The 23426-nt window shown below is 33.3% G+C and carries 23 protein-coding genes and 1 riboswitch; of the genes, 1 reads left to right on the forward strand and 22 read right to left on the reverse strand.

The features are described 5' to 3' along the window. Positions 1 to 242: 242 nt before the first annotated feature. On the reverse strand, positions 243 to 971 hold the full coding sequence (locus EJF36_RS19305; protein ID WP_260471950.1) for a restriction endonuclease: 729 nt from the start codon (positions 969 to 971) through the stop codon (positions 243 to 245). Between the two features lie 249 nt (positions 972 to 1220). On the opposite strand from EJF36_RS19305, the gene EJF36_RS19310 reads away from it, so the two are divergent. After that, positions 1221 to 2048 (forward strand): nuclease-related domain-containing protein, encoded by an 828-nt coding sequence (locus EJF36_RS19310; protein ID WP_125907859.1) that lies wholly within the window; start codon positions 1221 to 1223, stop codon positions 2046 to 2048. Positions 2049 to 2421: 373 nt separating this feature from the next. On the opposite strand, the gene EJF36_RS19315 is transcribed toward EJF36_RS19310, so the two are convergent. The 21 genes from EJF36_RS19315 to EJF36_RS19415 form a co-directional block, all read right to left on the reverse strand. Then, entirely contained in the window at positions 2422 to 2883 is a 462-nt protein-coding gene (locus tag EJF36_RS19315) for a hypothetical protein (RefSeq protein ID WP_125907860.1), read from the reverse strand. 1357 nt (positions 2884 to 4240) lie between these two features. After that, positions 4241 to 4326: riboswitch (cyclic di-GMP riboswitch) on the reverse strand. 74 nt (positions 4327 to 4400) lie between these two features. Further along, positions 4401 to 4787: an SMU1112c/YaeR family gloxylase I-like metalloprotein gene (gloA2, locus tag EJF36_RS19320; RefSeq protein ID WP_125907861.1), complete on the reverse strand. Its 387-nt coding sequence runs from the start codon at positions 4785 to 4787 to the stop codon at positions 4401 to 4403. Beyond that, entirely contained in the window at positions 4788 to 5219 is a 432-nt protein-coding gene (locus tag EJF36_RS19325) for a VanZ family protein (RefSeq protein WP_125907862.1), read from the reverse strand. 88 nt (positions 5220 to 5307) lie between these two features. Beyond that, positions 5308 to 6474: a nucleotide sugar dehydrogenase gene (locus tag EJF36_RS19330; protein WP_125907863.1), complete on the reverse strand. Its 1167-nt coding sequence runs from the start codon at positions 6472 to 6474 to the stop codon at positions 5308 to 5310. 95 nt (positions 6475 to 6569) lie between these two features. Next, a complete protein-coding gene (gene rfbB / locus EJF36_RS19335; RefSeq protein ID WP_125907864.1) occupies positions 6570 to 7598 on the reverse strand; it encodes a dTDP-glucose 4,6-dehydratase in 1029 nt (342 codons plus the stop codon). Next, a complete protein-coding gene (gene rfbD / locus EJF36_RS19340; protein WP_125907865.1) occupies positions 7598 to 8452 on the reverse strand; it encodes a dTDP-4-dehydrorhamnose reductase in 855 nt (284 codons plus the stop codon). The genes rfbB and rfbD overlap by 1 nt, the downstream gene beginning before the upstream one ends. A gap of 1 nt (position 8453) precedes the next feature. Next, a complete protein-coding gene (gene rfbC / locus EJF36_RS19345) occupies positions 8454 to 9020 on the reverse strand; it encodes a dTDP-4-dehydrorhamnose 3,5-epimerase (RefSeq protein ID WP_125908462.1) in 567 nt (188 codons plus the stop codon). Positions 9021 to 9045: 25 nt separating this feature from the next. Continuing rightward, positions 9046 to 9924, reverse strand: a complete 879-nt coding sequence (gene rfbA / locus EJF36_RS19350) for a glucose-1-phosphate thymidylyltransferase RfbA (RefSeq protein WP_125907866.1) — start codon at positions 9922 to 9924, stop codon at positions 9046 to 9048. A gap of 35 nt (positions 9925 to 9959) precedes the next feature. After that, positions 9960 to 11393, reverse strand: coding sequence for an oligosaccharide flippase family protein (locus EJF36_RS19355; RefSeq protein ID WP_125907867.1), 1434 nt, complete (start codon positions 11391 to 11393; stop codon positions 9960 to 9962). 51 nt (positions 11394 to 11444) lie between these two features. Then, positions 11445 to 11960 (reverse strand): acyltransferase, encoded by a 516-nt coding sequence (locus tag EJF36_RS19360; protein WP_185806978.1) that lies wholly within the window; start codon positions 11958 to 11960, stop codon positions 11445 to 11447. Positions 11961 to 11974: 14 nt separating this feature from the next. After that, positions 11975 to 12883, reverse strand: a complete 909-nt coding sequence (locus EJF36_RS19365; protein WP_125907869.1) for a glycosyltransferase family 2 protein — start codon at positions 12881 to 12883, stop codon at positions 11975 to 11977. Between the two features lie 13 nt (positions 12884 to 12896). Next, positions 12897 to 14096, reverse strand: coding sequence for a glycosyltransferase family 4 protein (locus EJF36_RS19370; protein WP_185806979.1), 1200 nt, complete (start codon positions 14094 to 14096; stop codon positions 12897 to 12899). A 46-nt stretch (positions 14097 to 14142) separates the two neighbouring features. Next, complete coding sequence (locus EJF36_RS19375) at positions 14143 to 15399, reverse strand: hypothetical protein (protein ID WP_125907871.1); 1257 nt, start codon at positions 15397 to 15399, stop codon at positions 14143 to 14145. Further along, a complete protein-coding gene (locus EJF36_RS19380; RefSeq protein ID WP_260471951.1) occupies positions 15377 to 16228 on the reverse strand; it encodes a glycosyltransferase family 2 protein in 852 nt (283 codons plus the stop codon). Before EJF36_RS19380 ends, EJF36_RS19375 begins: the two co-directional genes overlap by 23 nt. Continuing rightward, the gene (locus EJF36_RS19385; RefSeq protein WP_185806980.1) at positions 16225 to 17571 is read right to left on the reverse strand and encodes a glycosyltransferase; all 1347 of its coding nucleotides are present in this window, start codon (positions 17569 to 17571) and stop codon (positions 16225 to 16227) included. The genes EJF36_RS19380 and EJF36_RS19385 overlap by 4 nt, the downstream gene beginning before the upstream one ends. A 2-nt stretch (positions 17572 to 17573) precedes the next feature. Then, complete coding sequence (cps2T, locus tag EJF36_RS19390; RefSeq protein ID WP_125907873.1) at positions 17574 to 18728, reverse strand: beta 1-4 rhamnosyltransferase Cps2T; 1155 nt, start codon at positions 18726 to 18728, stop codon at positions 17574 to 17576. Between the two features lie 93 nt (positions 18729 to 18821). Continuing rightward, positions 18822 to 19502: a sugar transferase gene (locus EJF36_RS19395; protein ID WP_125907874.1), complete on the reverse strand. Its 681-nt coding sequence runs from the start codon at positions 19500 to 19502 to the stop codon at positions 18822 to 18824. A 14-nt stretch (positions 19503 to 19516) separates the two neighbouring features. Beyond that, a complete protein-coding gene (galU, locus tag EJF36_RS19400) occupies positions 19517 to 20395 on the reverse strand; it encodes a UTP--glucose-1-phosphate uridylyltransferase GalU (RefSeq protein ID WP_125907875.1) in 879 nt (292 codons plus the stop codon). A gap of 348 nt (positions 20396 to 20743) precedes the next feature. Beyond that, positions 20744 to 21505 (reverse strand): tyrosine-protein phosphatase, encoded by a 762-nt coding sequence (locus tag EJF36_RS19405; RefSeq protein ID WP_125907876.1) that lies wholly within the window; start codon positions 21503 to 21505, stop codon positions 20744 to 20746. A gap of 188 nt (positions 21506 to 21693) precedes the next feature. Next, entirely contained in the window at positions 21694 to 22395 is a 702-nt protein-coding gene (locus EJF36_RS19410) for a CpsD/CapB family tyrosine-protein kinase (protein ID WP_125907877.1), read from the reverse strand. Next, positions 22385 to 23125 (reverse strand): YveK family protein, encoded by a 741-nt coding sequence (locus EJF36_RS19415; RefSeq protein ID WP_125907878.1) that lies wholly within the window; start codon positions 23123 to 23125, stop codon positions 22385 to 22387. The genes EJF36_RS19410 and EJF36_RS19415 overlap by 11 nt, the downstream gene beginning before the upstream one ends. Positions 23126 to 23426 lie beyond the last annotated feature (301 nt).

A 23426-nucleotide genomic window follows, 5' to 3' on the forward strand; every position in this document is an offset into this window, starting at 1 on the left:
AGAGGTGCAACGCCAGTGGGTCTGGCACCCTTAACCAAATACCTTCTAGCTTTATGCTTTTATTTTCAGTATCCAAAAATTCCAAAGCCTTATAGCAAGAAAAGACTAGTTGATAATCATATCCCATCAAAGCTATTTGCCACCAGTTCTTCCTTCTTCAATCTCTAGGGTTAGTTTTCTTTTTTTGATTTTTTTCTTCTGTTTCTTCTTTGGTTTTTTTGACATTCTATCCCACCATTTATTTACACTAAACCTCTTTGCTTTACTTGTTGCTCCCTCCACGGCAAGAGTTTTGAATTAATCCACTCATCACCCTTACATTCAATATTTCTACGGTCAGCTTCAATAAGAGCAGGATTTGTAAACCTTGAGCTTGTTATCATTTCAGCTAAAATGCAACCGTGGTTTTTCTTCGCCGAATCAAGTTCACGTATGAGCTTAACGTCTATTTGTTGACCTTTTTTATAATGTTTAATCTGGACTGCAACTTCAGTATTATGATGACGATTAAAGATGATCAAATCAACTCCTCCATCAGCACCTTCCGAAGTTTTACGTGGTTTATATCCCTTTGCTTTGTAGTAAAGATAGCATAGTTCTTCAAATTCTCTCCAAGAGATATTCTCTAATGGTAATGTCATTATTTCTTTTTCTGCTCTTAGAATATTAGAATTGTCTCTTAAACTAGTCGGTTTATTTTTAATGGTAGATTTTTCAACACTATTGTTCGTTATTAATTTATTTGGTAATCCAGTGTACATGTTTTTATGTTTGTTTTCTTTTTTCCTCATATCTGGAACAAAAGAAGATGTAATCGTACCCATCACTACTGCAAAAAGAACTAGCCCAATTAGATAATAAAAGTTAGTTATGTCAAATTGGTACATGACCCATAGCCCCAATAGCAAAATTGACCCAGCAACAATAGTATAAACGTCCCTCTGTCTTTGTTTTCTCCTCGATTTGGCCAAATTCCTCTCCTCCTAAGTTGTCAACTAGCTTAGATAATTTCACCATATTATTACTAACAGTCTGATACCTTCATAGGATTTCTTATAATTTACTTTTCAAATTACCTTGCCTTCTTTTTAGCACAATAAAAATAACCCCAGTAATTAACGTATAAATACATATCCGCTAATTAACGGGTCAATAGTTGTGGTTTAATTTTATACAAAAAGTTACAATAAAAATAATACTAAAGAAGCAGGGAGAAAGTCATGCTATTATTCCTAAACTTTTTAAAGAAGAAAAAGAACGAGGACAAACCAAAACAAGCTAATGTGACCACGTCAAAATCAAAAAAGGCGAATGAACAGGTTGCTACTAGAAAAGGTGAAATAGGAGAATACAAGATTGATATACAACTGGATCAGCTGCCAAAGGATTGTCGATACTTAAGTGATCTCCTAGTAAAGAATCCAAAAGCAAAATCATGGTACTCCCAAATTGATCATGTGGTTCTAACTCCATATGGTATCTTTGTCATTGAGACAAAAAACTATCAGGGGACCATTTATGGTGGGAAAGATCGTAAAACATGGTTGGTTAATGGAAAGTTTAAAATGATGAACCCTTTTGTACAAAACTATGGGCATATAAAAGCATTAACCTCATTCATTGATAAAAAGTACCATGACTTATTTATCTCTATGGTATCTTTTACTAAACGATGCACATTTAAAGTAGATTTAGATTACCGTAAAATAGCATCCAATGAAATTATAGTTTATGACATTGAGTTATCAGAGTTTATCCATCGGAAGGTCTCGGTATTGAGAGTTCATCACAAAGAACCTCTTTTAACTGAAGGTGACATCTCAATTATCTACAATGCTTTTACAAAGGCTAATATTACTGATCCAAAGGTTAGAGAAGAACATAAACATGCATTAAAGTCAAATGCATCTGATGAAAAAAGTAGCTCTAATTCAACTTGTACAGTTTGCAATAAACCTGTTTCAGATAAAGTTAAGATGTATTGCTTATCAAACAATAAATTCAAAGGTGAAATTTATTGCTATGATCATCAGAAGACGGCTCATTAAAATAAATGAAATCCACTAAGTAGCTGTATAATTCCCACACGCTAACTTAGTGGATTTCTGTTTGCTAACAGTTTTGCTAGTTTAATGGGGATCGACACCCTTACTTCTAATTTAATATTTTGCTATCAGCAAAGGTGGGGTACGCGCGGTCAAAAAAGGATCTAGTTTAGTTTTGAAATAATACTGAATGAATGGATAACAGCTTGTCAGTTTAATTTCCTCTTAATATAAATAGGGCCTTTCAGCCCTATCAACCTGCTAGCACTTTGTTACTTTATCCTAGAGGGGTTTGGCATCCATCAAAGTGGTTCAACACTAGTGGAAATACCCCATACACTGGCTAACTTGAACAACTGAGACATCAGGGCTGAAATTACCCTTCTCTACTTTCTTCCAAAGCCAAATCACAAATCGATATAAATGTAGAAACAATTATAAATATTCTAATAAACCGAAAAAATCCATAGAACATTATTATGTACAAAAATAACAATGGAACGCCTATATTAACCAATATCACTCTTAGTGTTTCTGACTGGTTTTCTCTCAATACTTCTAAATTAAAATCTAAATAAAATGTAAGAACTAACGCAAGTAATGTTACTATTATTGGTAGTATAAATCCGAATATACTGTACATCACTGGGACAAACTTTTGAATTAGTTCCTTTGTAGTAAATAAATTTTGTCGAATTAGTTTTATTTTTTGATCGCTATGTGACCTACTGATCTCTTTTGCAAATTCAATTTTGCTGTCAAAACCTTTAATCTCCCCAAATGCCTCTGCTAGTGCTTTAAGATATTGTAAACTATCATTTTTTAGTAATTGAATCATTTGAATAACTACTCCTTACGGTTATTTAGTTGATGTAACTATTAATGGAATTACGGGCATGACACCCTAAATACCCCCAGAAAGTCCCTCGTTTGATAACTAAAAACTTACTAGCATAACAGCGCTTTATCCTCAGGATCTTTTACCCATATTTTTTAGAAACTAAGGAATTCTGTATACTAATCTCAGTATATATTTTAATATTTTTGAAGGTGTCGAACACTTGTAATTTTCGTCCAAAATATGAACAATAATTACCATGTGATTAATAACACTGTCTCAGTCACTTAAGTACTTTACTGTAGCCATTTTTTCATCTTATTCCATCAATCATAATAAAACAGAATAGTACCATAGAACGTTAGAATTTTTTAATAATTTATCGACATATTGAAATTATGATAACAACCTGGTCCTAGTAACCGATTCCAACTGTCTGAGAGAAAAAAGGAATTGCTATATACTCAATCGCTATTACAACTTAAATTAGAACTATTTCTTCCGCTTGACAATACTATAAAAAATAACAAGTAAATAGATTTTATTGTAAGGAGTATTAAACGGTTAGGGCCTTTAAGCCAAGCCCATTTCGTTTTCGTTTTGAAGAAATCCTATGGGCACCATATTTTTTTGCACCCAAAACATTTTAAACACTGATTAAAGCCATTCTTCTAACAGGAATTATCCATCTATAATAATACTAAGATAGAATTATTAGAAAGGAGAACCACAATGCTAGCAGCTATAGAACATGAATATAAGGAATTATATTTGTTTTAATCAACCATTTACAAGAAGGAGGATCATGACCAATTCAAATGAAAAATATTTTTTTAAGCTTGAGCTAATATTATAAAAAAATATTTCTTACTTATGTGATGGAGTATCAGCCAGTTACACATGATGTACAGATAATCGGCAGACTAAGAACCGTCCCCACTTTGCCGGGTTTTGTTGAAATATGTATAAAGAAAAAGCAATATACTTGCACGTTTCAACAAAATCCACCCCACGAAAGGGCTTACAATTATACTATGATGATTTCACTAAGGAGGGAGATTCATGGTGGCAGAGAAGAATCCGTTTTTCAAAGGGTTGATGTGGGGAACATTAATAAGCGTTATGTTGTGGGTTCTTATTTATGTTGTAGTCGCGTCGTTCTTATAAACTGCACCTAGGACTCCTATACATAAAAAAATCCACCCAACATACATTGGATGGTCCTTCATTTTTATAGTTGTTCACTATACATGTCAGAACGTTTTGCGATGTTCATGAGGCTTAGGTAAAAGGTAAAGGTTAAGCCGCCTACTAGAAATCCGCTAAAAAATAATAGCATTCTGGACACCTCCTCGTGTTCGGTAGCTGGCTAGCATAGTTCGTAGAACTTTAGCCCCTATAGCTTTGCGACATTGCTTTTCAGCAATTGTGCCTTTATCGTACGATGGGTTCGTACATATATAGTCTATCAGTATTAGTAAAACATTCCCATCAGACAATGTACCCATTTCAAGTAATTATATTTCGTATAACTCCAGCGGCAACCCATCAGGATCCTGGAAGAAGGTAAACTTCTTACCTGTTAACTCATCTACTCTAACCGATTCTACCTTAATATCATGTTCAGAAAGATGAGCGATAGCATCCTCAATATTATCTACTTCAAATGCCAAATGACGCAATCCCGCTGCCTCTGGATAACTTGACCTCGCAGGTGGGTTGTCAAAAGAAAATAATTCTATTTGACTATGCTCCCCTACTCGTAAATCAAGTTTATAGGAGTGGCGCTCCTCTCGATATGTTTCAGCAATAACCGACAGTCCAAGAATCTCCACATAGAACTTTCTCGATACTTTATAATCTGAACAAATAATAGCAACATGGTGTATATCTCGTATATTCATTTACACCACACCTCTCTTTTTAGTAAAGAAAAATAGTATCACCAAACATGTTAATGCCCCTAGCGAATCTATTACGACATCCAGCCATAAAGCAGATCGACCAGGCACAAAGCTTTGATGAAGTTCATCCGTTACAGCATAGAGTGTTGTTCCACACCATGCTAACAAATAAGACAATCGTGCTCCCTCAAGTGCTTTCCATAATAAAAAGGCTAGAATAGCAAACACAGTAAAGTGAGCACTCTTTCGTATTAGCTTATTATGAGAGATGATGGGTTTATCTACAACAGCCACAGATACTTCATCTGAATTTAGTGTCTGGTCTATAAATTTCTTCGTACTTTCCCCTGTAAAGGTTGGTGATGCAGTAAACGTAAAAATAGCAGCACACCACAGGACAACTAGCCCCCACCATATAATTCTGTTTTTCACTATTTAGAACTCCCTACTCAGCTACAGATTCAATATATATTAACAATGGGGTGATGCAATCTATACATCACCCCGTTTAATAAATCTCTTAATCTCTATTATATAAGTCTCTTGTGTAGACTTTATCCATCACATCAGTGAGTTGGTCGCAGTATCTATTAGAAACAATGACATCTGATATTCTCTTAAACTCTTCTAAATCATGAATAACTCTTGAGTTATAGAACAAATCGTCCTCCAGAACTGGTTCATACACGACTACTTCAATTCCTTTTGCCTTAATACGCTTCATTATACCTTGGATCGAAGATGCTCTAAAGTTATCTGAATCAGTTTTCATCGTTAATCGATAAATCCCAACAACCTTCGGATTTTTTTCTATAATTTTTGATGCAATATAGTCTTTTCTCGTTCTATTCGCATCTACTATGGCACCTATTATGTTATTAGGTACATCCTCATAATTTGCTCTTAACTGTTTAGTGTCTTTCGGAAGGCAATATCCACCATACCCAAAGGAAGGATTGTTATAATGACTACCAATACGAGGGTCATATCCTACACCTTCAATAATTTGTTTGGAGTTTAGCCCTCTCTCTTGTGCATACGTATCTAGTTCATTGAAAAAGGCCACACGAAGAGCTAAATACGTATTAGAGAACAGCTTAACTGCCTCAGCTTCAGTCGAGTCTGTCAAAAGTACAGGAATATCTTCTTTCATAGCACCTTGGACTAACAAGTTAGCAAACATTTCAGCTCGATCTGACTGTTCTCCCACTATAATACGTGAAGGATATAAATTATCATATAACGCTCGTCCTTCTCGTAAAAATTCAGGTGAGAACATAATATTACTTGTATTATATTTTTCTCTCAATTCATTCGTATAACCAACAGGTACCGTAGACTTAATAACCATGACAGCTTTAGGATTAATGTATAAAACATTTTCAATAACACTTTCTACTGTTTGCGTATTAAAATAATTTTGTTCTGGATCATAATCTGTTGGTGTTGCAATAATGACAAAGTCTGCGTCTGTATACGCATCGTAAATATCAGTAGTCGCATATAAATTAAGCTCTTTATGTTGTAAAAATTCCTCTATCTCTCTATCAATGATCGGGGATTGCTTGTTATTTATTAATTCAACCTTTTTCTCATCGATATCAAGTGCTACGACATGATTATGCTGTGCTAATAGAATAGCATTCGATAAGCCTACATAGCCAGTGCCAGCAACCGCAATTTTCATATATTTCACTTCCTATCTGACCTCTGCCTGTTAAATTAAAAACACGACAGATATATAATAAATTTCTGTCGCAAAAATAATGAACACGATAATTTTTAATTACCTTTCAAGGTGTACTGTTTTTCAAAATAATTTTTATATTCTCCGCTAATGATTTGTTCCCACCATTCTTTATTATCAAGGTACCATTGAATAGTCTGAGCAATTCCAGTATCGAATGTATAAGTTGGTGCCCATCCTAACCTCTCTAACTTTGTTGGGTCAATAGCATATCTCTTGTCATGTCCTAAGCGGTCTTTAACAAATTCTATTAAATCCTCTGATTTCCCAAGGGTTTTAATGATTGTTTGCACTACTTCTAAATTAGTTTTTTCGTTATGACCACCAACATTATATACATGGCCATTTTCTCCTTCATGCAACACAAGGTCAATTGCCGCACAGTGGTCATATACATGCAACCAATCACGTATATTATTCCCATCACCGTATACAGGTACTTTTTGGTCATTAAGAACACGTGAAATCGTCAATGGTATTAATTTCTCCGGGAAGTGATATGGCCCATAATTGTTAGAACAACGAGTAATATTCATTGGTAAACCATATGTTTCATGATAAGCCCTAACTAATAAATCAGAAGATGCTTTACTCGCACTATATGGACTATTTGGCTGTAATGGTGTTTCTTCTGTAAAAAAAGAAGATGGATCAAAATCTAACTCTCCGTATACTTCATCGGTTGAAACATGAACAAATTTTTTCACGCCTATTTCCCTTGCAGCATCTAATAACACTTGTGTCCCTATAACATTGGTCCGTACAAATATCTCCGGGTCTGTTATAGATCTATCCACATGACTTTCTGCGGCGAAATGAACTATATAATCGATTTTTTCTTTTTTAAATATAGCCATAATTTCTTCTCTATTAGAGATATCCGCTTTAATAAAATTATAGTTTTCTTGCTGTTCTATAACACGATGTTTAGTTAAATCACCTGCGTAAGTTAACAGATCTAGGTTGTATATATCGTAATTAGGGTATTTATTTACCGCATATTGAACAAAGTTTCCACCAATAAAACCCGCTCCACCTGTTACAAGAATCTTTTGCTTAATCATTACTTCACCTCTTGTTTGATTTCGTTGATATAATGTGCTAAAGCTTCTTTCCATTGCCTTAAAGGTTCAAAATCATTTTCTATTAGATTCTGTTTTGACATTCGCGAATTTCTCGGGCGGGCTGCCATCGTAGGATATTGTTCTGTACTAATTGGATTCACTTTTACTGATTTTCCAGCTAGTTTAAAAATTTCTTGAGCAAACTCTGCCCAGTTACAAAAGCCCTCATTAGTAGCATGGAAGATTCCATACTTGTCAGTTAATATCATATCTATAAGTAATCTTGATAAATCCTTTGTATATGTGGGAGATCCATATTGATCAGATACCACGTTTAGCTCGTTTCTATTTTCAGATAACCGCAGCATTGTTTTAACAAAATTATTCCCATTAACTCCAAATACCCATGAGATTCTGATGATATACCAGTTATTTAGTATAGACTTAACAACTTTTTCTCCTTCAAGTTTAGTATGTCCATAATAGTTAACAGGTTGTGACTGATTATTAACGTCAAACGGTTCATTACCTTGTCCATTAAAAATATAGTCTGTACTTATATACATAAATTTAGCATTAATTTTTTTTGAAACAGCAGCTAAGTATTTAGTGCCGTTTACATTAACATTCCAACAAGCTTCCCTATCTTCCTCAGCTTTATCTACTGCTGTATATGCACCACAATGAATAATTGCGTCAGGCATAATTTTCTTAACAAAATCATTTACACTCGATTCATTAGTAATATCTAAATCCTTACGATCAGTTCCTATCATGTTTAAACCACGCTTTAAACCTTCATTAACTACATCAAAACCTAATTGCCCAGAATATCCTGTAACTAAAATTTTCATTTTATAAATTTTCCCCATATACAAAATTATTTTCTGCATCAGAAAAGTTAGGAGCATTTTCATCTTTAGTCGATAAAAGGGGGTTTACATCCAGTGGCCAATTAATACCAATAGAAGGGTCATTCCATATAATCCCTCTATCACATTCAGGAGCATAAACCTCGTCAACTTTATATTGTACTTCTACATCATCTGTAAGAGTCATAAATCCATGTGCAAAACCTTTAGGAATTAATAATTGGTGTTTATTTTCGGCATTTAGCTCAATACCAAACCATTGACCATAAGTTGGACTGCCTTTTCGTATATCAACTGCAACATCATAAATAGCCCCACGAGTACAACGTACAAGTTTTGTTTGAGCCTTAGGATTTAACTGATAGTGCAGACCACGCAATGTACCTTTAGTGGTAGAGAATGAGTGGTTGTCTTGAATAAAGGAAAGACTTATGCCTACTTCTCTCAACTTTAAATCGTTAAATGTTTCCATAAACCAGCCACGATGATCTCCAAATACTGCTGGTTCTATGATCAGTACATCTTCTAAGCTAGTTTCAATAATTTTCAACATTATCCCCACTTTATCATTTTTGTTAATATTTAATTTCTCCGTTCGCTACCTTCATTAAGTATTGTCCATAGCCAGTCTTACTTAACTTCTCCCCACACACCCAGAGTTCCTTGTTAGAAATCCATCCATTGACATAAGCTATTTCTTCAGGAGCAGCAATTTTCACCCCTTGATGTTCTTCCAAAGTCTTCACAAAGTTTGTGGCTTCCACTAAACTCTGATGCGTTCCTGTGTCTAACCAAGTATATCCTCTACCAAGAAGTTCAACTTCTAACTCCCCAAGTCTTAAATATGCTTCATTAATTGATGTGATTTCTAATTCCCCACGGTTTGAAGGCTCAACACTCTTTGCAATTTCAACAACTCTATTATCATAAAAATATAACCCAGTAATAGCATAATTTGACTTAGGGTCTTTAGGTTTCTCTTCAACACTTATAACTTTTCCATTCTCGTTGAATTCAACTACTCCAAAGCGTTGAGGATCATGAACATGATAACCAAATACAGTTGCTCCACACTCTTTATTTGCAGCACGTTGTAACATTTTACGTAAACCACTTCCGTAATATATGTTATCGCCTAATATCATAGCGACAGAATCATTACCTATAAATTCATCTCCTATAATGAAGGCTTGAGCTAACCCGTCAGGACTCGGCTGTACTCTATATTGTAGAGATAATCCAAACTGAGACCCATCACCTAGTAAACTCTCAAATCGTGGTGTATCTTCTGGAGTTGATATTATAAGTATTTCTCTAATACCCGCTAACATTAGAGTTGATAGTGGGTAATATATCATTGGTTTATCATATATTGGCAATAATTGTTTACTTGTTACCATGGTTAATGGATACAGGCGTGTTCCGCTTCCGCCAGCTAATATAATTCCTTTCATGTATATCAACCTACCTTCGTAACATTTTTGTTTTCTTAGTGTACATAGTTCTTTTTAAATAGGATTTTTGAAAATTTACTTATTATTGTATCTCTTATGAGTAGTAAACCTATTAGGTATACTAAAACACCTGTTAGCACTTGAATAAGAGTAATAAAAGCTGGCGAAAAAATCTTTATATACCCAATTAATATTACCGATAAAGACATGACAATACTGATAAATAAATACCTAGAGATTAATCCAAAAAAGTGTTTTAAGCTAAAGTATTTTCTAGCAAAATACATTTGCATTAATGCACCTACACCTTCAGCTACTAGTAACGCGAAACTCGTTCCTTTACTTCCGAATTTAAATACTAATATTGTATTAGTTATTAAGCTCAAAAACGCTCCAATAGTTATTGCAATAGAATATTTATTCTGCTGATTAGTGGATATTAAAATTTGTATACCAAATACATTAGCTAGTCCAACAAAAAAGATAACAGGGCTCATAATAATTATTAGATTAGATACTTCTAAGAATTCATTACCAAGAAACCAAACAACGAAATTTGGAGCTATGGCCATCATACCAAGCGTCATGGGTAAAGTTATTAATAGGACAAACTGGAGAGTATAATCAATATACTTTTTAATTTTAATATTATCTCCTTTAGCATATTCACTAGCCATTCTTGGAAGTAAAACAGTGCCCATTGCAGAAATTACACCTAAGGATATTCTAATTACTTTGTTTGCTTGATTATAAAACCCCACTTCTACTTCACTTATGAAATGCCCTAATACAATTTTATTAACTAATACGTATACCTGTATCATTACCTGTGGTATGAATAGTATAAGAATAGGTTTGACATGAGTTTTTAGGTCCTTTAATGTGTACTTTACTATTTTTATATCCTTAAGTAGAGGTTTCCACATAATTAATTGACCAATAAATAATGTTCCACCGTTAATCAACTGATAAATCGGTAAATCATTGTAATCTTTAACGAATAAAAAGATAAAGATAATACCTGATACTTTTACAATTATGTTTCTAATAGCCACTTTTTTCATTTGTTCTTTTCCAATAAAGTACCAGGATATATCTATACTTGAGGCTAAGATTGTAATAATATTAATGAAGAATAAATCTCTGTATTCAGTAACTGAAATTATGAATATAAAATATATAAATAAATTTATTATAGAAATAATAATTTGGAATGAAAATATTGACCAAAATTCCTTGGAACAATCAAGTTTAGATTGTTTAGTAGCAATTTGTTTACTACCATACAATGGTATGCTTAAAACAATAAAAACAATAAATATTTGAACAATAGAAGTAACATAGGCATCGATTCCAATACCTTCCGCCTTCAATATCCTGGAGACGTATGGTAAGGTGATAAATGGTGTTAACATCAGTAACATTTGGTATACTACAGTAAATAAATAATTTGATACAAGTTTACTCATATAAAAAGTCCATACCTTTTTCTGCTTTTCCTCCAACAACTTAAAGCGAATCTACCTTAATGAATTTCGACTTGAGATTTCTTTTGCGGGTATACCAGCAATAATAGAATACGGGGATGTACTTTTCGTAACTACTGACCCAGCAGCCACTACAGTGCCTCTTCTTATTGTTACACCCGCCAATACTATACTTCCCGCTCCTATCCAACAATCTTCTTCTATTATTATATCTTGTGGAGAAAGAGGCTGTTTATTTATTAAGATATCTTTACTAATACCATGATTTGATGCAAAGATTTGTACATTTGGTCCTAATAAGACATTATCTTTAATAATTATCTTACCCAAACCAGGCCATAAACTATTATCGGGTCCAATAAGAACATCCTTTCCAAGAAAAATATTTTCTGGTGTTCTTAGAGAAGCTGAAGTTTCAATAAAAGCTCCTCTATTTTCACCTAATTTAGGTATGGCTTCGCCGTTTTCTATATACATCTTAACTGCACGCTTAAATATATATTTCCAAAAACTAAAACGAGTTATTTTTAATGCAGATTTTAGATTCATAAAACCCATCTCCATTACATTTTCTTACTATTTACTGATATCTTAGAAAAAGACATAATTCTTTTTAATAGTAGTTTTTTTCGCCTTAAATTATATCGAGTCCTGAATAAGATCGAAACCCCAATCTCTTTACTCATCTTCCTTCTTAATTCTAATAAAGGGTGGTTAAGCTCAAAATCTTCAACTTCTCTTGAATAATTTTTATAACGTTTATTTATTATTTCCTCGTGTCTTTTTTGTAGCTCTATTTTCTCTTGACCAAATGATGTACCGCCTTTGTGATATACATAAGTATCAGTAGAGATTAGTATTTTATAGCCCATCTCACGCGCTCGAAGACACCAGTCAATTTCCTCCCCATAACCTTTTTTAAATGTTGCTTCATCTAGGAGCCCTATTTCATTCAGAGCTTTTCTAGTTAAATACATACAAAATCCAATAAGAACAGGCGCCTCTATATACATCTTAGAACTATTTCTAATAATTTTATTTATCCGATTTATATCAATAGAATCATTAATTTGTTGATATATTGTGGGGACTGAAGATATAATACCGTAGTTACTTAATGGTCCAACTGCAGCAACCTTAGGTTGACTAACAGATGCATTATATAATCCCATTAACCACCCATCGGTTACAATCGTATCGCTGTTTAAAATAATAACATCGTTTTCAGTTATTCTTAGACCAGAATTAACATTACCCGGAAACCCTTTATTTTCTTTATTTTTCACAGCAATAATGTTATTAAATCGGCCGGCATAAAAATCCAATATATCCTTTATTTCAGGGTTAGGACTACAGTCGTCTAGTAAATATAGATTATAATTATCCTTAGGTGTACTAGTAATAATGCTTTCAATACATGCTCGGGTTTCAGTAGGAGAATTATATATTGGCAATAAAATATCAACTTTCATTATTAGAACTCCTTTAGTAGTATAGATTACTTATTTGAGATACACATTCCTTAATATCAAACTCTTCGGCCCTTTTTTTAGCATTATTCACCAATTCTTCTACTACAATTTCATCGTTCATTATCAATTTTACATATTCAAACAGCTTATCAACATCTCCTGGCTCATATTTCAACCCTGATTTTCCTTGTTCTACTATTTCACTAAGTCCCCCTACATTTGTTACAATAAGTGGATTACCAAAACTCATAGCCTCAATTGCTACTCTTCCAAACGCTTCGTTTCTAGAAGTAATAATCTCAACACTTGCATCGTTGCGATAAAAATCTAAGTCATTTGTATAATTTATAAATTTTATATAATCTTCAAGATTATATTGTTCTATTAAATTTAATATATATTTGTAATATGTTTTTTTTCTTGAACCTACAAGCTTTATTTTAAAATCTCTATATCCATCGGTTACTAATTTTTTAGCAAGTATTATTAAATCCTCTTGACCTTTTATTTCATATATAGTACCAAAACAGTAAATATTAAAAATTTTGTTATCATCTATTTTTTCAACTGTTTTTTCATGAGGTGATACAGGAATACCATTATACACTCGTATAAATTTTTTTTGAGAATCTTGATTTTTATCCCCCAACTTATGATTAAGATTAAGCTGAAATGTCTTTTTTAAACTTTCTGCCACAAAAATAACTTTATCAGCATTTTCAATTATATTACGGATATACATTTCTAAATCTTTACCACTAATACCAAACATAGCTGTAACATCTTCTCTAACGTGCCATATATGACGCAATTTAAGTTGCTCTGCTAATTCTGCACCAAATCTTATAACACTAGAGTTACTATGAACTATTTCGATTTCATCCTCCTTAATTTTCCTTTTAATCTTTTTTAGTTCTCTTGTCCTAATTATCCAATAAAAGAACATACTTATTAAACTTTGTTTAACTTTTATATTGTCTAAATAATAATATGCTTCATAGAAAGGGATGTTTCTTTCTATTAGTGCCTGTTTCAGAGTCCCTGCCTTCACAAGCGCTCTATACTCCTTTGAAAAAAGCATCCTAAAACTAATAGTTTTAGGTATTAAGACATAGGGTTGAATATTCTCAGGTAGTGAATCAAGAATGTTTATTAATGAATGGGTTGCACCACCCTTAGTGTTTTCATGTGCAACAAATAATACTCTTTTCATAATAGTACCTCTAACCAATAAAATTTCTGATGCACTTCTTCTAATGCTAAGCAACTTCAGATTTTGATAGACCATTTGTACTTAAAAAATAACTAAAATATATTAATGAAAGGAAAACGATAATATAATGGTCTCGAAAAGGCTGTGTTGCATATGCAACAAACAGGATCGATATGAAGATAATGCAGTAACTGATTAAATTTATTCTTTTTCTGTAGTCAACTATTAAATTCAAAACAAAGACCGTATATATATTTACTAAAGCAACAAAATACACAACTCCTCCTAGTATCATCACTAGCGAGGAACTATTAATTCCTAAATGTACATGAATTGATTGATTTAAAATATCAACTCTATTTAACCCAACTCCTAAGCCTAATGCATTATAATAATAAATTGCAAGATAGTTAAGATAGGCTCTTTCGTTGTGCGCATCTACAGAAGTAGTTGACTCAAAAAAGAAATCATTTATTAAGATTAGAGTCTTTTCAATCTCATTTTGAATATTTTCATTTAATAAATAAATAACAATGAATACAGTTAAGCTTGTCAGGATTATTTGTGTTATTTGATTAAGCTTTCTAATGGATAGACCAGAATGAACAAATTTAAAATACAGAAAAATACCCATAAAAAAGAAGAACGTTAAAAAAGCCATTTTATTATCGTTATATAAAGATAATGAAAACATGATTATTATTTCTAATATAATCAAGATTAACCTTCTAAATGTTTTTTTTATAAAATAAAAATGAAAATTCAATAAGATAGTTGCAATCCAAAAAAAGTTTAGTACGCCTACACCATTCATTCCGAAAAAGCCTGTCATATGGTCAATGGGATGAGGGTTATATCTCAAGAAATCCTCCATCATAAATTCTTCAGTGATAATCTGAATAAGTATTAGGAGTGAATTCACAAAAAAATACAGATTTAAAAATATTGTGAGTTTACTTGTTAATTTATTAAGCGTTTCAATATCATAATTTCTTTTTAAGTTTATCAAATAACCAATTATGGTTAGAGGCATTAATTGCATTAATAAATTATTTACAGCTACTATGCCAAATCCAAATTCCATTATGTTGATTGAAATAACTATCAATAAAATAAAAAACGAAGCAAATATCTCACTATTTATTTTAATACCCTTACCAAGGCTTCTAAAGAAAAGCATAGCAATTAAAGCAAAGTCAAGATAATACCACTCTATATACATTACTCTTTTATATCGTAAAAAAAAGACGGATAATAATATAACTAATATTATTATCCAATCAATTTTTTGTAATTTTTTCATAGTTAACCTCTAATAGTTCATTTTGTATTTTACTGCAGATGCTTTTTACATTTTTATCAAAATAAATGAATTTTTTCACATTAAATGGATGCCACCAATGTTTCTTGATAAGCTTTATCTTATTACTACGAATTAGCTTTGCCTTTTCACTTTTAAATGATGTACTGCCATAGTGGAATATAAATGTATCATCCGCTAATATATTCTTATATCCCTTTTTTATTATCCTACAAGAAAAGTCCTCTTCTTCACCATATCCCTTACCAAATGTTTTGTCATCAAAAAAACCAACAGCATTAATAACTTCCCTTTTAATATACATAGCGTGCCCAACGCCAGTAGGAATGGTTGGATATATCCTTTTAGATATCCTTTCTACTAACTGTGAAAACTCTTCTATTGTATATCCCTCTGGTAGTTCATTATCTCTATTAAAATCAGGAACGGAAGCGATTGTCCCATTATTAGTAAGGGACGTTACCGTCCCGACATGACTATTTGAATATGCTGCTCTATATAATTTATCGACCCAAAAATTTGTAACAATTGTATCTGAGTTTAAAATAATAACGTCATTCTCCGACATCTTCATACCTTTATTCACTGTCTTTACAAAACCTAAGTTATTTTCATTATAAAGAACTGTCACACGCTTATTATCTAAATTATTTAACAGATTACTAATTTGTTTATCAGGTGAATTATCATTAATGAAGATAAGTTGGTAATCAATTTTATTAGATGTCGATAATAATGATTCTATACATTCTTTTGTTTCCTCATAACCACTGTATACAGGAATAATTACATCAATCATAATACACCTCAATTCAAATCGTTCTCTTTATACAAAGAAAGTATTATATTCTCAGAATGATTTTTTATTGTAATAGCTTTAAAATTATTTTTTATATTGCATTTTTTAAGGTTCACTGCGTTCTGATCAATAGAATTAACTAACTCAACTAAGTCACTAAGACGATTTGAATTATATACCCATCCATAATCTTCCTTAACTAAGTCTTTACTTCCTACTGTATCAGATACTATTGTTGGAATACCGTGATTTAATGCCTCTAAAACAATAAAACCAAAAGTCTCATACCATATGCTTGGAACTATTAAAACATCAATATTTGAAAAAACACTATCAAGTTCTTTATGCGAATACTTCCCATGTAAAAATACATTTTTAGGTAATTCAAAATCTCCCTCATCTCCATAAAGATGAAGATCATATTTATCAAATGGTAATAACTTAACTGCATCAAGAACAAGATTAAACCCCTTATATTCCTTCATTGGTCCTAAATACCCTAATCGAATTTTTGAGCTTACATTATGAAGACTATAATTAACATCTTTTATCCCATTGTGCGTAATGTTTAATACCTTACCATTTATATTAGGTAAATACCTCCTAAATACTCCTTCAGATATACTACTATTGAAGTGAAAAACATCTATTTTATTGAATATATCAAAATAAAATTCTCTTAACTGAAAATATTTATCTGCTTCTTCTCTATTAATATCCTTTTTATCTAAATTAATCGGTATATCATGATTTACTGCATTTTTCTTTATCCATTTTTTAAGATTTCGTAATAGAGGATATAATGGAGTTTGTGTTAAAAATAAGGAGCTTGTACTCATAGCATTTGTATTACACTTTACACAACCTGCTCCTTGTTCAAAGTTACCGCAATTTTTCTTTAGACTATCTTTATATAAGTTTATTGTAGGACATATACCAAAGTAATCATGTGTTGTATATACTGTTTTTATTCCAAGATTTTTTGCAGATTCAAAAAATTCCTTATGAACTCCCATTAACGTATGAACATGAATAATATCTGGATTAACATCTTTTAAGAAATTAAAATATTCTTCATATGGACCGGATAACATAAAATCTTCTGGATGCTTTATGCCCCTAAACAGCGGGAGCGGTAACGAGTTTATAATTTGAAAATGTGTTGCGTTGGAAACGACCTTTTTAGTTTTTGTTATTCGTGTCCTCTTATTTAAGGGATCAATACTTCCTGGATACAAATGGAATATAGTAGTACCTTTAACTCTTGCTTGATCCTCCATAAGGTCAATCGCGTATCTTACTAAACCACCACTTCTGCTCGGAGGAAGTCCTAGACTGTAATGCAGAATTTTCATTATCATTCCCCTAAAAATAGTTTTTCATATTTAAACACAATACTATCCCAAGAATAACCCTCTAAAATTCTTATCTTTGCCTTTCTTTCTATATCAACGATTTCAGTATCTGTTATATTATCAGCTATTTGGATTACTTTCATGAGAGAATTGATTTCTTTCCCAAAATATAAAGCAGCATTATGCGCAACTTCTCTGTTGAATTCTACGTCTAACAGTAAATTCAATGGTGTAGTTGCCATAGCCTCTAATAACGATGGATTCGTGCCTCCTACTTCATGGCCATGCAAATATCCATATCCGCCTTTTCTAACTTGATATATCAGCTCTTGCTCGTAAATTGTTCCAACAAACTTTATTCGTTTATCAGTATCAAACCTAGTTTTGTCCTTTAATTTTTTGTAAAACTTATTTTTTTCAACATTAGTCACTATAACAAGTGATTTACTAGTTTTTGATCTCATAAATTCACGAATAATTGTTTCATAATTATTTTCTTCTACAAAACGACCTACTATTAAGTAATATTCTTTTTCTTTTAAACTCCACTTTTTTAGCCAACTTCTATATTTGTTAACATTTATGTGCTCTGGTTTATTAATTGTAGCACCATATGCAATATATGTTGTTTTGGGTTTATATTTCCTATATTCTTCTATAATATATTTTTGTATTGCAACTGAGTCACAGATTAACAAATCTGAGTTTTTAACCATTAATCTTTCAGAATACTTCCAGTACTTACGAATTGCCCAATTCCACTTAGCTCTCTTCCATTCATGTCCATCCGGATTTACATATAAAGGTATACTCAGATTATCAAACTTGTTCTTGTATGTTTTTATAAATGGCCCAACTCTGCAAGCTAAAATATATACAATTGCATCTTGTATTTTATGATTTACTATATAATCATACACACGTTGTAATGAAATAATATCATATAACACTGCCTTTGCCGGCCCTACTTCAGGAGTTTTTACATTAAAACACCTTGCACCATTATATTCAAATTCTTCGTTATTATTGGACAAACAGGAGACATGATACTTTATGTTTTCTGATTTTTTATATAATGTTAATTTATCTACAAATGTTTCAAATCCCCCATAGTTTGAAGGTATTCCTTTGCTTCCTATAATAAAAATATTTTTCATTTAAGAGCACACTCTCTTCTAGCATTATCATTAGGTTAAACTCTAAAAAACCTTGATGATAAATCGAATTATTTTATTCAATATTTTCTATATTTAATAAGCATCTTTCGATCCAAATAAAACAAGAACCGTTTTAAGTATGATCTTGATATCTAGTATGATATTTCTCTCTTTTATATATTTAAGGTCTAGCTCAACCATTTCGTCAAAACCAATATTACTTCTACCACTCACTTGCCAAAGACCAGTGCAACCAGGAGTAACTAAGAGCCTTTGTTTGTCATACTTTGAGTATTGCGCTACCTCTCTTGGTAGTGGCGGTCTAGGCCCTACTAGACTCATGTCCCCTATCAAGACGTTCCATAGCTGAGGTAACTCATCAATACTTGTTTTTCTTATAAATCTACCAATCTTCGTAATACGCGGGTCATTTTTTATTTTAAAAAGTGGCCCCGTAGTTTCATTGTACTTAAGTAACTCTTTCAATTTTTCTTCCGCATCACTTACCATGGAACGGAACTTGTACATTTTAAATTCTTCTCCGTTTTTGCCTACTCGAGTCTGCGCGAAAAAGATAGGACCTTTCGGGTCTTCTACCTTAATTGCTAAAGCAACGAACAGAAATAATGGACTCAACAGAATCAACCCTACTAAAGCACCCAACATGTCTATTAATCTCTTTACTGTTAGGTATATTCTTGTATCATTCAGGTCAATCCAATTTTGACCTATGGAGGAGACTCTATGAGCCTCCGATTTTGCATAATCAGACATATTGTACACCCACCTTATTTCACTTTTTCAGTTTCGAGTAATTGTTGCATAAAAGTGATGATATCATTGCGTAGTTCTGGGTGCTGTAATGCAAATTCAATTTGTGTTTTGATAAAGCCATGTTTTTCTCCGACGTCATAACGTTTACCTTCAAAGTCATAAGCGAATACTCTTTGTATCTCATTTAATTTTTGAATCGCATCTGTTAGTTGAATCTCGCCACCGGCACCTGTTCGTTGTTCTTCAAGAAACATAAAAATCTCTGGTGTTAGAACATAACGTCCCATGATTGCTAAATTAGAAGGCGCGGTACCTTGCTCTGGTTTTTCAACAAATGCATTCACTTGGTAGCGGCGACCTGTTGCTGCACCTGGATCGATAATGCCATAACGATGTGTTTCATCATTCGGAACTGTCTGTACGCCGATTACAGATGAATGTGTTTCTTCGTATTGATTAATCAATTGGCGTAAGCCTGGTGTTTCAGCTTGTACAATGTCATCACCAAGTAAAACAGCAAATGGCTCATTGCCAATAAAGTTGCGCGCACACCATACAGCATGACCCAACCCCTTCGGATCTTTTTGACGAATGTAATGAATATCTACATTTGATGACCTGTGAACTTTTTCTAGTAATTCGTGCTTCCCCTTTGTTAGCAAGTTTTGCTCAAGTTCAAAGTTGTTATCGAAGTGGTCTTCGATGGCACGCTTCCCTTTTCCCGTTACAATAATGATATCTTCAATTCCTGATTCTACTGCTTCTTCAACAATATATTGAATAGTTGGCTTATCAACTATAGGTAACATTTCCTTTGGCATCGCTTTTGTCGCAGGCAAGAATCTCGTTCCTAGTCCTGCAGCTGGAATAATTGCTTTACGCACTCTTTTCAATATGTGTATCTCCTCTCTGAATTTATGTATTATTTTGCTACGTTCCGGCTATTTATAATAGAAGAAACGTAGCAAAACAATAATTAAATGGGCATCCAACCCACCCTCACATCATACCTATGACGACTTGCGTCTAAGGTGACGCTCTGACCACCCACGGTATGACCGAGTGCCTCCGTTGATAAAGGTTAGGAGACATCACCTTTTTTAAGGTGCACACGATTGCTTCACTGTCTTAAATAAACAAAACTTCAAAGCAAGTTCACATATATTGGTGCGCACTGTAACTATATATCAATAAAAAAATGCTCTATGACAGCACACGCCAGCATACAACATTTCCTTCATTTAAAAAAGTAAGAACTTCTTCTTTTTAATTTTCTCAGGCAGCTCTTTATACACTGCTTTTCCATTCACTAATAATTCTGCATTTTCTCGATACATAAAGTGTACACCTTGACCAAATTGTTTTTCTAATACGTTATATGCTTCACGCAAATGAAACCCTCTACTTGAAACATTGTGAGCATCCGACGCAATAAATTGTGTGAGGTTGTGCTCTACTAATTCTAATGAAAATTTCTTGATTTTCTTTCCAAAATGACCTGTTACGCTTGATGCTGTTATTTGCGTATATGCCCCTTTTTTTACAAGATCGTAAAGCTTCGTAGGGTTTTCCATTATTTCGGCATTACGTTCTGGATGAGCAATAATAGGGATGACCCCCGCAAGTTGCAAATCGTAAAGCATTTTTTCAGCATACCTTGGAATGTGATTAGATGGAAATTCGACTAAAATATATTTGCTGTCAGCTAATGTATTTAGGAAGCCTTGCGCTTTATCTTCAAGTAACTCGCCATATAGTCTTACTTCTTGACCTGGTAGGATTTGTAGTGGGATTTGTAGTTCAGTTAATGCTTTTTGGAAACTTACAACCGCCTCATCAATGGTTTGCTTTTCATTTGTATATTGACCATTTTTATGGTGAGGGGTTGCAACAATTGTTGTTATACCTTCTTCAACAGCTACTTTTGCCATTTCGACACTTTCTGCTAAATTCCTTGCTCCATCGTCTAGACCGGGCAAGATGTGACAATGTAATTCTATCAATTGGACCCCTCCTATTGTTTTTTTAGTATAATTCTTATTGGTACAATTGAACTAGTAGCCTTTAGCAACATAGGGCTAAAGGCCACGGATTTTATTGTAGCATAGGAATCTAGAATCAAAAAGGTGTGTATTTTGTCGAAACGTGTCTATCTAGCTGAATTTTTAATATGGCGGTGTGACAAACTTCACTATTTTCCGCCATAGTAGTAATAATACGATCCAGAATCTACCTTTTTCTGATTTAAGACAACGCCTAGAAGTTTCCCCTTCGCTGCTACTAGTAGCTCTTTTGCTTTCACAGCTGCTTCTGTTTCTGTTTTGCCACTACTTATAACTAGTATTGTACCGCTACATTGGTTCGCTAAAATTTGCGCATCTGTGACAGCTAATACAGGAGGCGTGTCGAATAATACTAAATCATAGTGCGCATACGCCTCTACTAAGAAGTCCTCCATTGCTTTTGAACCTAGTAGTTCTGCCGGGTTAGGTGGAATTGGTCCACTTGATAACACTTCTAAATTTTCAACGTCTGTCGTTTGCGTCGCATCCTTCAGAACCGCTAAACGTGTTAACACGTTTGTTAACCCTGTCGTGTTATGAAGCTGAAATGTATAGTGAACTGTCGGCTTACGCATATCCGCATCAACAAGTAACACCTTTTTGCCTTGTTGCGCGAAAGCCACTGCTAAATTTGCGACTGTAGTTGATTTCCCTTCTGCCTGTCCACTTGATGTGACCATCAGAGAACGAATAGTCTGATCCACAGATGAGAATTGTATGTTTGTACGAATTGTACGATATTGCTCTGATATCGGTGATTTTGGGTTTGTGTGTGTAATTAAGCTACGATTTAAACGCGTTACATCTGTCTTTTTCTGCTTACGAGCCAACCGTCTCACCTCTTGTATTCATTTCGTTTCTAGCTGACCTACTTGTGCTAACTTCTTTATCTGGTGTAATGACCGTAATCGCACCCAACACAGGTAGCTCTAATAATTTTTCAATATCTTGTTCTGATTTCACCGTATTATCTAAATACTCTAGTAAAAATGCTAACCCTACAGCCGCCATAAGACCTACTACTAAAGCAATAGCCATATTCAATGTTGGTTGTGGTTTCACTGGCGCATCATTTATTTCTGCTTTTGCTAAAATACTCACGTTATCCACGTTCATAATCGTTGTAATTTCACGTTGAAACACAGATGCAACAGTATTCGCTATATCTGCTGCCATTTGCGGGTCTGGATCTTCTACTGTCACATTCACAACCTGTGAGTTCTTTTCACTACCGACTGTAAGCTTGCTGTTTAACTCGGTTGTCGACATATTTAAATCCAGCTCTTCTTTTACAATATCTAAAATAGCTGGACTCTTCATAATCACGTTATAAGTATTAATTAACTCTAGATTTGTACGAATGTCGTTTACATTGTATACGGGTTGATCACTTTTTGCTTGATTCACTAGTAATTGTGTCGAAGATTGATAGATAGGTGTTATAACGAAGTAACTCATAATACCGCTTGTAACTGTTGCAATCACAGTAATAATTGTAATTAACCATAGACGCTTACGAAGCACCTGGAATAATTCTCGTAGGCTAATAGTCTCTTCCATTGTTTTCCTCCTGCAGAGTCGTTTTCTGTCAAACTAGGTCAAATTATAGCACAGAAATTTACAGAGTTTAATACTTTTGGCGTATATTTTTAGTGTGAAATATTTGTATATTTCGTTCCGTTTAATGGACGGCATGGTTTGTAAGGGCTTACTTGTTGGTGGCAAGTAGGTTATGGGGGTCAGGTCCCCGTGCGGGGACCTGACCCCTTAGAGTGAGTGCGAAAAAAGCGACGAGGCTGATAGTTCCTCGTCGCTTTCATACTTACACTGACAAATTGGATAGTAACGATACAACTGTTCC

The sequence above is a fragment of the Bacillus sp. HMF5848 genome, assembly GCF_003944835.1.
In the GTDB taxonomy this organism is placed as follows: Bacteria; Bacillota; Bacilli; order Bacillales; family HMF5848; genus HMF5848.